Genomic DNA, 12,539 nt, shown 5'->3' with positions numbered 1-12,539 from the left:
GTATCCACAGCTCCTCCATTAAAAAAGATCACAGCGTACCGGAAACTGCAAATAAAGCAGAATATATAATGAGCATATAGCATCGTCTGACAAATTGATTCATCAGCAATTCTTCATTTTAACGTGAAAAAAAGGAGTGATAAACGTGAAATAAAATTTACAGCAAATTATGTAACGCAAATGCCCTGACATATGTCATTATACGAATAAAAGCCGTCATTTTACGAACAGCCTATGGAGCCGGGGATAGTATGATAATACTTCCTTATTTGAATTGGTTGCGATAATCCCTTGGATTCATCCCCATATACTGTTTGAAGTATCTTGTAATATTATCGGAGTTATTAAAGTTCATTTCAGCGGCTACTTGCTGAATAGTAAGATCAGAATTTTCCAGCAGGAATTTAATCCGCTGGATTCTTGCCTTTTTTATTTCATCCAGAATAGAACTTCTAATCAATTGCTGGAACTTTTTCTCAAGTCTGCGGCGCGACACGGTAGTTACTTTAACTACATCGTCAACAGATAATTCTTTGGAAGGAGCCGTATTGGCAATATAATGAAGAGCAATGCGAACCTGTTCATCATCTATCGCCAAACTGCTGGTAGAATTTCGCGTGATCACCGTTGCTCCTTCTGTGATAATATCACCACCTGGTTTTTCACCATACTCTATCCATCTGCTTAAGGCCATTGCTACCTGAAAACCTGCCTGTGTTGCATAATGTTCGATACTTGAAAGTGCCGGGCTGGCCATATCGCAGATGATCGCATCATTATCAACACCCAGTATTGACAAATCATCAGGTACTTTAACTCCCAATCCCTTCGCTGCATCCAGCAGGTGAATATTCAATTCATCTGTCACCGAGAAAACAGCGCAAGGTTTCTCCAGCGAGGGTAACCATTCAGTCAGCTTTCCCGGTAGATGCTCCCATAACAGGCTTCTGTTATCAAAAATATGTGTATGTACCTTATAACCGGCATTATTAAGTCGCTCAACATATCCTGCTTGTCTCTCAGAAGACCATTGAAAATTCTTAAATCCTAAAAATGCATAATTTCTATAGCCCTTTGAAATAAAATACTCAGCGGCCATTTCCCCCAACGTTCTGTTAGGCCCCCATAAGTTTATTCTGTCTTTATATAAACCGGTGTGAGGGGATATAATAAGCGGAATATCCAGATCGAGCAATTGCTCAAATCCGTCAATCTCTCTGGTTAAAATTCCGTCAGGCTTCCAGGCAATTACCCGCTCAACTAATGTAGCCTGACTATTATCCTGAATATATTTTGGAGAAAAGGAAAAGAAAATAAACTTGTCATGGATTTTATTAAAATGGGTAACACCCGTTAATATATCCCGGTCATATGCCCGGGATACATCCACCAGTACTGCTACTCTCAGCTTCTTCTTCACCTTTGCGTGCTTGTTTCTTTTATGAAAGAATTTCTGTAAAATACTAACTTTTGGAGAGATTTCTTAAGGCTTCCGGGGGGATGCAAAAACGTCTTTCTGTTTTTGCAAGAAAAAATACCCGGTAAATTATTTCATATCATATAAAAGTTCCCAATCCACTTTGGGTACATGCAACGATCCCAGCTCCCTATCGCCCTCAAATAAGAGTGGGAAAAATTTGCTGTTCAGTACCTTATCCTGCTCCATGACAGGAAAATTATGTAAGGCATCCGCCCTTTCATAACGGGCGGTATTCCCAAGCGTATCTGAGGCCATTGCGTTAATCACCACTGCTCTCCTTGGCCTTTCAGAATAATTCGCATAAGATCCGTGCATGGTCAGAGGATGATGGAAACTCGCATAACCTTTTGGCAATTCATTTGCAACTTTATTCCTGAAGACATCATTCTGCTCAACAGTTAACACTTGTGTTACTGCATCCATATCTCCAGTCAGCCCCGTTATTGGCAATAGTCCCCACTTATGGCTGCCAGGTACATAATATAAACATCCATTTTCTTTGGTAGCATCGTCCAGCCCTATCCAGCATGTAAGATGGTGCATGGGCTTCGTGAATGTCCAGTAAGAAAAATCCTGGTGCCACGCTACTACGCCCCCATGCTTTGCCGGCTTACAAAATAACTGATCATGAAAAAGCCGGAACGCTCCTCCCAGCAATTGATAGGCTGCCATGCGATAGGCAGGCGACCAGATAAGGTCATGAAACCCAGGGGTTACTCTCCAGCCGCCAATTGCATGAAAAAGTACCTGGCCCGGATCTTCTGATTCATTACTCTCATAGTGGTAGAATAACTTCTTTTCCTCGTTACCAGCGGCCTGTAACTTTACCAGTTCACTATTCAGTATGCCTATCTGCTCCTCGCTCAATATCCGGATACCTGAGACAAAACCATCATTCTGGAAAGATATGATTTGCTCCTCAGTAAGCACATATTGAGCCCACTCCGCTGCAGTGGATGGCTGGTGGAATAAATCAGAAACCGGCATGCTATAATTTGCAAAGTCGGATGACGATGGTGATGCTAAGTCTTTCATACTACTTAACTGTTTAAATTGCTGCAATAAATTTTATCAGTGCTATGCTGGGAATTTGTCGATCTTATAGCCAGAAATTTGATTGTATTAGCAATTTAACCCACCGATACCGTTTACTTTATTTCATTTTGCGAATAAAACCATACATTTTGCGAATGTCGCAAGTATCTTCTGCTAAGGCGCCGATGGCGCCCTGCACCACAAAATATCAGTTCTATCTTGACCAATATCGATTCTTTTTTGACCAATATAAAATATAATTAAACTCTATTTTATTCGCATCCAAACAACAAACTAATACATATACATGTCGCTCTTATGGAGCTGACATCGCTGAATTGTATTTTCAGGAATGCTCTTTCAATAAATTTGTTGTCAGGTTAATTAAAACTGAAAATTATGAAAGCACAAACATCAATCTTAGCAGCAATTACATGTATATCATCCTTAGTGGCATGTAATAGTAATGATGGGCAAAAACAACAGGAGGATTCAACCAAAACTAACCCGGCAACCTCAGCAACAGTAGAGAAGCCTGCACCTGGTGATAAATTAATAGGAAAATGGGTTCAGCCAATCCCCGGCCAGGAGCCTGATAAACAAGGGATTCAATTAAACTCAGACGGAACAGCCACTTCAATTAACATGCACACACTTATTTATGAAAAATGGGAATTAAAAGGCGATACGCTGATCATGTGGAATCACACTACAGGCGTAAAGGCGGCAGGACCAGGTATTGACACCACTATTGTAAAACAGGTCACTGACTCCACACTCATCCTATTGGGGAATGGTGGCATGGAACTTAGCTATACCCGCGAGAAATAATAATCTGCTTTCTCTGATTTCTCACCGCAAATCTGATTACAGTGCACGCAATTTATAATTGCTTGTATCTCGTCTAAGAAAAAGGGACAAGCCTTTCCTCTGAAGACTTGTCCCTTCTGTGATCATTATCGTTCACAGTCATCCTCGATGCGCGTTCATTCCAGGATAAAGCTCATCGGACTGAAGCCTTTGACATTACATGTAAACTTTCCATTGACAACAACTACCGGTTTACCCGCAATCTCACCACGGAGGTTTACCGGAGTGGCTTTGGAGAAATACTGATGCCCCGGTAGTGTAACCACCACTTTACCGGTATTCCCGGCCATTTCCCAAAAACGCAGTAAGGTACCTTTATTCCCATCCGGATCTTCTCCAAAGGCGGTTACCACTATTCCTTTGCGCGACAGCTCTAGTCCGGTCTGTTTTTCAGGCAGTTTGCCGCTACTGTTCTCTGGGGTCACAGCCAGAAGTGGATAACGTGCCTCCAAAGCAGGGATGGTCATCTTTTCAGCCTCGCCTGCATGATTGTTAAATGTCCACAGCCTTACACGGGAACTCCAGGTACCTGCATACCAATACCGGTAATTTGTATTCCACTGGTTGTTGTATAGATTGATGAATACAATAGGTTTCCTGGGTATGAAGTCGAGGGAGAACTTCCAGCAACCAGGTGTATCCAGGCTGATCAGTGGGTGATCAAGCGGACAAACAGCTATCCCCCTTCCTGCTGCATCCGTGAGTGTGACGCCTTGTCCTACAGTATACAAGTGTTTGTTTGCACCCCTGAGTATATCTGTAGCAGGGTTCATTATTCCCAGCGGACGATACACTTTAAAAACAGGGTCTTTGATATTGAATGGAAGTGCCAGCCAGTCAGCCTCTGGCCAATTATCTTTTGCTTTGTCCAGGATAGTTAATTCGAGATCTATATACGGCTGGCCTGTTGTCAGCGTTACCGTCAACCGCGACGCTGGCAGATGCTTTATCGGATCCGATGGCATATCCAGGGTGGCAGTTTGCTGCAATGCACTGGTATTAACAATCAGTTTTCCGCCAGAAGGCGACGTCATGCTGTAGGGTACTATTTTTTCCGATACCATACCAGGTTTGTGCATGCCTGGATGCAACCATTCACCATTCGCTCCATGAAACTTCCAGGCGCGCTTTTGCTGGTAGGATTCTGTAAAGCGCTCCGTTTGTTCAAGTGTGAACCGCTCATTACAATATTGACCGGTCTGATGTTCTGTCACACTCGCCGCCCAGTCGTGACCCGTTTTTTTGTCGATCAGCGATGATATAGCTCCTTTGTTAGTATCAAACGTTATTTTATAATATTGATTTTCGATGGAACTGTTTGCAGATGGCCGTGCCACATCTTTGTCCGGCAGAGGAACCACAACATATCCGCTTGCCGGAACGTTGCTCACCAATACTTGTTGACCTTTAACATCTACCGTGCCGCTTCGCTGCCAGGGCAGAGGGTTGTAAACAATAACGCTGTTTGAGGGGCATTTTACAGTCCGTGCAAGCCACGCGAGATTGTCTGCCTTCAGGTGATTGGTAATATTCCATGCACCACGGATATAGTCAGTTTTATCTTCCCATGAAGCTTCCAGGTCGGCATATTTAGCCGGAGGGAGTTCTTTAAATGCATCCCCATATTGCTTAACGGATGCAGCGCCTCCCCAGGTGTGTTCGGCATATAGTGCCATCAGTTCATAAGCTCTCGTAACAGAATCAGCAACAGCAGGAGCAGGCAGGCCCCATATCTTCAATTGTGTATTGAGCACTTCACCCGTTGTTGCCATAGGCGCGGCTTCACGCGATAATTTCGAGCCCCCGGGATCGCACATCATCCCGTGCACCCAGGTATCCGGCATTTCTCCCTTAACAACAGGCAACTTGGGATGTCCGGCAAGTATAGCGTTGACAAAATCGTCCATCGTGCCTACTTTTACTTTCACGCCCGGTAGTTTTTCATGCGCCTCATCAAACAATGCTTTCACGTCTTTTTCACTGGGAGGTCCACTGTTATCCATGGTTACAAAAATTGCCGGCCATACTGGATAGGGCCAGTCAGCCGGAGGCAATAATCCATGCCCTACAAAATGTTCTCCTTTTCCCCAGGCATGAGGAAAGCCAAGCCCTGTAGCAGTACCGTATACACTTGAATAGAATGTCAGCACGCGGGAGCCATCGGGTCCTTCCCACCAGAATAGCCCAGGTGTTTGTACAAAACCGCTGGGCCAGTTGCACCCTATATGTAAAAATTTCACACCAGCGTTACCCAACACAGTAGCAAGTTCACGTGAATGGGAAGGCATATCTGTCACCTTTGCCGATTGTGGCAGCGGCAAATGATATTCCCTGGAAAGCCTGGAAGCAAACCCCAGGCCCCGTGTCAGCACTTCTGGTTCACACACATCCGTTTCAACTGTAAAAGGCATAGCATGGGTGATAAACCTTCCACTACGGAAGGCTACGTCCAGTTTCTTCCGCCGCTCTTCAGTCTGTCCGGGCCAGGGTTCCATCACCTTTGACATCACCCAGCCAGGGCAAGTCCATTTGAACTGTTGATCTGCCGGCATAGACAACGAAGCATCCATAGCTTTAAGTGCCCTGTCGATCATTTCCGTGCGGTAATATTGTACAATATCTTTCACACGACGCGTGTAGCCAATGTCAAAATGAGTTTTGAAAACGACGATGATCTCTTTTACAGGAGTGTTGCCCGCAGGCTTGTTTCCCCCTGACAACGTTTGACCGGAAATATGCAAGGTTGCCATGCACCATGCCATCAATATGAACACGGATCGGGTTCTTTTCATGATAAGGGTTTATTTGGTTGTTACATTTATATCAGCATTTTCACACCTGCCTAACGTAAAGATATAGGTGCAATTTATTTCGCGCCACCGCTATTTTGCTCTATTTCAGTGCTTTCTTTGCCACTACTGATTAGTAAAAATAATCGAAGAGCGGATCTGTAGTCTCTCAATTGCAGTACCCAAAAAATAAAAAGGTCCGCACCAAAGTGCGAACCTTTTCTCGCTCATATAAAGGCTGAGGACAAAAACGCTTCGTTATTTCATATTTCACCAGATGCGTCTCTCGTATCCAGCCTGTTGACGCTAAAGTACAAGAAAGTCTTGCTTTCTTGCAGTCAAAACACAAAGGACAAACATATTCTATTCAACGCTCTAACGTCTACTATATAGGGTATATCTTATCAATGTTTGACCTTCTCCTTTTTAACAGTACCGGCAGTATGTTTTCTAACGGCAATACGTTTCTTACGGCCAGTTGCCCTATAGTAGGCAATGGTTTCACTGATCATCTTTCTGTCATTCTCCGTCAAAGGTTTAGGATCAACCACAAAATCAATACCTTTCGGCTCCTTAATGTATCCCATATCTCTATAGTTTTAAAAACCATAATTTTAACCAGGTCAGAAGTTTCTGTAATCCTGCAATGGGAAACATAATCATACCTGGCCTTATGTGAGGTAAGAAAAAATGAACATGCCAGGTGGAAAGCGTGGCATTGTTACGGGTCAGTTTTTAACTATTTTTGAACAGGACCAAGATATAGCCCCGCTACGAATTTCATATTCTGAACCTTATAAAGTTATTGAGATAATCTCATCTTGGAGTGAAATATCGTTACCATATTATTCTTTGGGCTAACACTGATACAACAAATTCATAAGTAAATAATAAACGATACAGTAGCTGTAGACAAAGAATTAGCAACCGTGAGCATGTAGTCTTCTAAAAAAGTCTTTTGCGTTTTCGACTTTCTCAGGAAAAAGCTCCTTACCCTTTAAACGCATGGAAACCTCATTAAGGAGTTTTTTAGTCCTTAACTCCTTAACAGTTCTTGCTTTTATTCTGATAATTGAAGATGATTTTCCCATAGTCCAAATTTAGTCATATTTCCTTATATACCAAAATGGCATCATAGTCGTTACCGATCTCATAATTTTCAATTTGTGTATGGCCAAGTTCATTTAAAGTTCCTCCCTTAAACACATATATTACTTAAATATGTATAATGTTTATTTATAAATCGCCTATAAATGGAAATCCTTCGATCTATATTTTTACATTTCTCAGTACATTTTTTATGGCATGTTGTAATGCAATCTTTAAAATACTTAGGATTACTATCGCTTCCTTTGACGAAAATCAAACCATTAGAAACCAGTTCAAAAAAGAGAGGAGCAGTACTTAATACCGTATTAAATACTTTATAAACATCCCCATTGTTACTAATACTAGTGTCACGTATATTGTTTGTTGAATGATCATAATCTCCAAACCCTAAATTGTAAACAGGCTTTTTATAAAAACTGAATCCCAAACACGAATATTCAATAGCCTTTACTACATTTTTGGAGCCAATACTTTCGAAATAAAATTTTAATTTAAGGGGTTCTTTTTTGCTGTCTGAATTTATTTCAGTATCAACTTTTATATCATAAAGATCTGTAGAATTCATCTTCTAAAGTTATCTGAAAAATCGGAAATGCGAATCTCGGCGATGCAAATTTTAATATCAGTACACAATTAATTCAGTCAAAATCTAACAATGCCTTGCATATTCTTCTTGGTATGATTATTCAAGCACCACAAATATCTATCGGGCATAATTGAACTTACCGCCACTCGCTACGGAGTCAGGGCAATTGTATCTCTTTGTCGTCTGGATCGGCTTCGGTAGTTCGTTGTTACTGTACTAAAAAGAAAAAGGTCCGCACCAAAGTGCGAACCTTTTCTCGTCCATATAAAGGCTGAGGACAAAAACGCTTCGTTATTTCATATCCCACCAGATGCGCCCTCTCGTATCCAGCCTGTTGACGCCAAAGTCGGCATCTTTCTGCTGCATTGCCTGTACGGCTTTGTCGAGGTTAGCGTTGATCTCTGTAGAGGTCACTGGCAACACTGCCCTACGTGGAATCAGCAGGTTCTGTGAACCGGTGTACAGTGTTTCAAGATATGCTACGCCGGAACCATCACCGATCTTGTTTCCTCCGGCAGGATTGAATAGTTCAAACTGTGGATAACCGGTACGTTTCCACATAGCCCAGGCTTCTTCTGGTTCTGTAAGGAAATTCACCCACGCCTGCGAATATACACTGGCTAAACCGCTGTATGGATAACGGGTGAGGAAATCGCCAAGCTTGGTAGTATCCGCACCAGGTGTGTTTTGTGAAACGCCTCTTTGCTTGTAATCATTGAAAGAAGCAGTAACGCCGTCGTTATACCATTGCGCAGCTGATTTACCCAGGCCGTTGCCTCCTTTGGCGGCAATTTCTGCCATCATGAAACAAGTCTCTGCATAGTTCAGCAGGGATGTTCTCATTTTGATGGTGCTTCCATCCACTACTGTTTCATCATCATGCAGGGAAGTGTTATCTCGTTTAAAACCACCGTTCTTAACGAACAACCTTGACTGTATCAGGGAAATAAAGCTGAGTGTTCTGGTATCAGTAGAAGTTCCGTTCTGGATCGTAAACTGATGGGCTTTAGCCTGCCCGGTCCATCCATAGGTGCTGCTGGCGGAGGCAGAAAATACATGCTTGCCCCAGTAGCGGGAAGTGTTCACGGCTGGATTGTTCAGGTCTGTAAGGCTCGCAGGAGTACCTTTTGTTTTCACATCCACATATGGCTTGTAGTTATCACCCCAGTCGTTCTGACGCACCATCAGTGCAAGGCGCGGGTCCTTAGTTGATTTCAGGAACTCTACAAACGGATAGGCAGCTACATACACGTTCTGGATTGCGTCAATATCATCTATGTTATTATTCCAGTCTTTCACGTTATCATAACCAAAAGATTCTGTACCGGAAGAGATGATCATGCCGCTGTAGTTGGTGGCAATATCATTCAGTACGTTCTGCAGGTTAGCAGCATTTCTTTTTTCATAGCGCTGCGCGATTTTGATACGAAGCGTATTGGCGAATTTCATCCAGCTGTCTGTCTTTCCCCAGTAAAAGAAATCCTGCTTTTCAATCTTAACCTGGTTGGGCGTCTTCGCTTTCAGTACGTCTACAGCCGCTTTCAGCTGTTTATCAAAAGTCAGGTAAAGGTCCCAGTTGAAATCGTAATCAGGCACCGGGTATTTCACCACATTAAAAGACTGAGAATAAGGCATAGCGCCAAATACATCAGACACTTTCCAGGCATCATACACACTCATAATCTGACATATAGCTGCGAGGTCGGTATAAGCCGCTTTCAGGCTCTGATTGTCGAGGGTGTTGATCTTACTTATAATGCGCTGATAATCCCTCCCGGTGGTATTATAAAAATCGCTGTAAAGCGCGCCGCCACTTCCCGGATCGGGAAACACTGTTTTGGTGGGATCACAGTACGGTGATTCCAGGTCGCCTTTATCCACGCTGTTACCTACAATGTATTGCATGTATCTCAGCGAGGTACTGTATTTGTTGAGCAGGCTGCCTCTGCCTGGCAAGGTATAGCTAAGTGTAGCATTGGTGAACAGGAATTCAGGACGCGTATCATTCAATGTATCAGGATCTGTATTGATCTCTTGCAGGTCCTTTTTGCAGGACTGTGTGAAACCTGCTACTATCAGCAATCCTAACGCTATTTTATATATGTTCTTCATGTTGATGTCTGCTTAAACTGTTAGAGATTGATATTTAAGGTTACTGCGTAGTTGCGGGAGAACGGAACCGCACCTGTGATAACAGGATTGAACGGATTGTTGCTCTGCAATGATTCAGGATTCTGTCCACCGGTAAGACCGTTATACAAGTACGCAATGTTGCGCGCAGTGAAACGGATATTGGCGTTCTTCAGGTGTATACGGCGGATAACCTGTTGCGGAATCTGGTAACCCAGTGATATTTCGCGCAGCATCAGCCAGGATACTTTAGTAACAGAACCGTTGTCGAAGTATGCGCCCCAACCGTAGGTGTTGATATAGTAAGAAGCGGCTTTCCATGAATCCACCAGTCCTTTTTCATATGCCTGTTTGAAGGTCATGCCACCAATGTCTTCACCGGTTTTAGGACTTTTCTCACCCGCTGCAAAAACGGCATCAGGTACAGCGCCATCAAATACTTTCTGACCGGAGTAAGAGTCAGTACGCTCCACACCGCCATGCTCTTTGTCGCGGTACTGCATGGTATTAATCAGGCTTCCGCGGCCCATACCATAGTTATAGGCTTCTGAGTAAGCCAGACCACCAAAGCGGCCATCCAGCTGTGTATAAAGCGTGAACTGTTTCCAGCGGAGATTGGCATTGAAACCACCCAGCCAGTTAGGTTCTACACGGCCCATATTCTCTCTGGGATGATCTGCATTAAACTGTTTGTTAACCCAGGCATACTCCTGGAAATCATACTTCCTCTCAGGATCTGTATTGGATGCCCTGGAACCCACCTTGATCAATGGGAATCCTGTCTTGGCATCGTAATCACGATAGCTGCTGTTGGCAGTAAGCACACCAAAATCACCGCCTTCATAGGCGAATACGCCAGCGCCATCATAGTTGCCCATCAGCTCATACTCTTTCCTGCCAGGATAGAATTCGATGATCTTACCCCTGTTGCGGGTAAAATTGAACGACAGATCCAGGCGGAGATCTTTCTTACGTATAGGCGTTACGTTTAACAATATTTCTATACCCTGGTTCTGGATATTACCCGCATTGATCCTTTTCTTACGGTAACCTGTTTCAGGAATACCATCGATCGTAAAGATCTGGTTGAAGGTATTCGTCTTATACCACGCCACATCCAGGTTAATCAAATCGTTCAGGAAAGACAGATTCGTACCCAATTCCAGTGAGCGCTGTATTTCAGGCTTCAGATTCAGGTTAGGCAATACATCGGAATTAAGCGGCTGCGATGTAGTCACGGAATTCCCGTTGGCATCCACCACCACAGATTGTTTGTAACCACCGAAACCGGTACTGAATGCGGCAGTACCGCTACCCACCCATGCCAGTGATGCTCTCAGCTTACCGAAAGACAACCACTGCGGCATCGCTGTTCTCCACATATCAGAGAAAGCCCATGATACATTCACAGAAGGATAGAATACAGAATAATTATTAGCACCCGGAACTCCGTCAGGGTAGGTAAGAGAAGACAACCAGTCGTTACGGCCTGTCAGCTCCAGGTTCAGGTAATCCTTGTAGCTCAGGTTGGCAATAGCGCCCACAGCAATCACTTTATTGCTTGGCGGACGGAATGTATAATACCTGTTATCTCTGATGTCCTCAATTGAATTGGATAACACAAACACATTAGGTACACTCAGGCCACCTTTAGTAGAAGCGCCATAGGTTTCGCGCTTACCATCTCCGTAATATTCATTCACCACTCTCACATCCAGATCCAGGTCTTTATTCAGCTTACGGGCAGCATGCGCCATAAACAGGTAGTTATATCCGGAGCTGTACTCACCGCCTACGCCATAGGAACCACCCGCGCCATAAGCACCGCTGCCTTTCTCTTTATTTTCGAAGAAGATACGGTAGTTATTGAAGTTTGCCTTGGCACTGAGATCCAGCCAGTCGTTGACTTGCGCCTTCAGCAATACCGTTGCCAGCAAAGACTTTTCAGAACGTTTGTTATTCACATTATCAAAGCGGTTGAATGCCTGTCTTACCACATTATCATACTGCGCATAACCATACTCTTTCATAGAACCATCTGCATTGCGGTAGTTATTCTTCCAGTCGAGAAGATCTGTATTCCTTGGTACGGAATAATAAGTAAGGAAGCCCAGGTTCTGGCCGGAAGTCCACCAGTAACGGCCTTGTCCGTACGGATTCAATGCATCTGTAAGCGCGTAGCTGGCGCCGGCTTCCACAGAAAACACTTTGTTGATTCTTCCGGTAGTACGGAAGTCGAAGCTGTTACGGTCTACACGGTTATTAGGTAATGTACCGTCGTTGCGCAGGTTAGAATAAGAGAAACGGTAGGTTACTGATTCACTGCCCCCGCTGAGGGAGATATTGTTGTTGATATATTTACCATTCTGGAAAAATGATTTCCAGTTGTTGGATTGCGGAGAATAAGGCACCTGCTTCTTCGGATCAAATACAGCAGGATGCATGCTGCCATCCATCTTAGGACCGTAGCTGAAAGAAGTAGTAACCTGTGTGCCATCCGGCTTGAAGTTTCCTTCACGGAAATAGGGCGTACCGCCAC

8 protein-coding genes are annotated in these 12,539 nt (G+C 43.7%); 1 reads left to right on the top strand and 7 read right to left on the bottom strand.

Annotated features, from left to right (window positions below):
• Positions 1-265: 265 nt before the first annotated feature.
• Entirely contained in the window at positions 266-1,420 is a 1,155-nt protein-coding gene (locus VM802_RS16800; RefSeq protein WP_325532552.1) for a XylR family transcriptional regulator, read from the bottom strand.
• A 126-nt stretch (positions 1,421-1,546) separates the two neighbouring features.
• Entirely contained in the window at positions 1,547-2,515 is a 969-nt protein-coding gene (locus VM802_RS16795; RefSeq protein WP_325532550.1) for a phytanoyl-CoA dioxygenase family protein, read from the bottom strand.
• Between the two features lie 399 nt (positions 2,516-2,914).
• Between VM802_RS16795 and VM802_RS16790 the strand changes: the two genes are divergently transcribed.
• The gene (locus tag VM802_RS16790; protein ID WP_325532548.1) at positions 2,915-3,346 is read left to right on the top strand and encodes a lipocalin-like domain-containing protein; all 432 of its coding nucleotides are present in this window, start codon (positions 2,915-2,917) and stop codon (positions 3,344-3,346) included.
• Between the two features lie 155 nt (positions 3,347-3,501).
• On the opposite strand, the gene VM802_RS16785 is transcribed toward VM802_RS16790, so the two are convergent.
• The 5 genes from VM802_RS16785 to VM802_RS16765 all read right to left on the bottom strand — a co-directional run.
• Positions 3,502-6,177 carry a glycoside hydrolase family 38 N-terminal domain-containing protein gene (locus tag VM802_RS16785; RefSeq protein WP_325532546.1) on the bottom strand — a complete coding sequence of 892 codons (2,676 nt, stop codon included), beginning with the start codon at positions 6,175-6,177 and terminating at the stop codon, positions 3,502-3,504.
• A gap of 401 nt (positions 6,178-6,578) precedes the next feature.
• A complete protein-coding gene (locus tag VM802_RS16780; RefSeq protein WP_325532544.1) occupies positions 6,579-6,761 on the bottom strand; it encodes a hypothetical protein in 183 nt (60 codons plus the stop codon).
• Between the two features lie 611 nt (positions 6,762-7,372).
• Complete coding sequence (locus VM802_RS16775; RefSeq protein WP_325532542.1) at positions 7,373-7,849, bottom strand: DUF6934 family protein; 477 nt, start codon at positions 7,847-7,849, stop codon at positions 7,373-7,375.
• A gap of 312 nt (positions 7,850-8,161) precedes the next feature.
• Positions 8,162-9,982: a SusD/RagB family nutrient-binding outer membrane lipoprotein gene (locus VM802_RS16770; RefSeq protein ID WP_325532540.1), complete on the bottom strand. Its 1,821-nt coding sequence runs from the start codon at positions 9,980-9,982 to the stop codon at positions 8,162-8,164.
• 20 nt (positions 9,983-10,002) lie between these two features.
• Positions 10,003-12,539: SusC/RagA family TonB-linked outer membrane protein (locus VM802_RS16765; RefSeq protein ID WP_325532538.1), on the bottom strand; the 2,537-nt coding region annotated here is incomplete at its 5' end.

Origin of the sequence: Chitinophaga sp. (genome assembly GCF_035538455.1) — a bacterium.
Classification (GTDB): Bacteria; Bacteroidota; Bacteroidia; order Chitinophagales; family Chitinophagaceae; genus Chitinophaga.
The sequence above is the reverse complement of the archived record's forward strand: the minus strand, read 5'-3'. Positions and strand labels throughout refer to the sequence as shown.

Excerpts from the sequence above, each read along its gene's own strand:
- VM802_RS16795 (WP_325532550.1), bottom strand. The coding sequence starts at position 2,515 with ATGAAAGACTTAGCATCACCATCGTCATCCGACTTTGCAAATTATAGC.
- VM802_RS16790 (WP_325532548.1), top strand. The coding sequence starts at position 2,915 with ATGAAAGCACAAACATCAATCTTAGCAGCAATTACATGTATATCATCC.
- VM802_RS16785 (WP_325532546.1), bottom strand. The coding sequence starts at position 6,177 with ATGAAAAGAACCCGATCCGTGTTCATATTGATGGCATGGTGCATGGCA.
- VM802_RS16780 (WP_325532544.1), bottom strand. The coding sequence starts at position 6,761 with ATGGGATACATTAAGGAGCCGAAAGGTATTGATTTTGTGGTTGATCCT.
- VM802_RS16775 (WP_325532542.1), bottom strand. The coding sequence starts at position 7,849 with ATGAATTCTACAGATCTTTATGATATAAAAGTTGATACTGAAATAAAT.
- VM802_RS16770 (WP_325532540.1), bottom strand. The coding sequence starts at position 9,982 with ATGAAGAACATATATAAAATAGCGTTAGGATTGCTGATAGTAGCAGGT.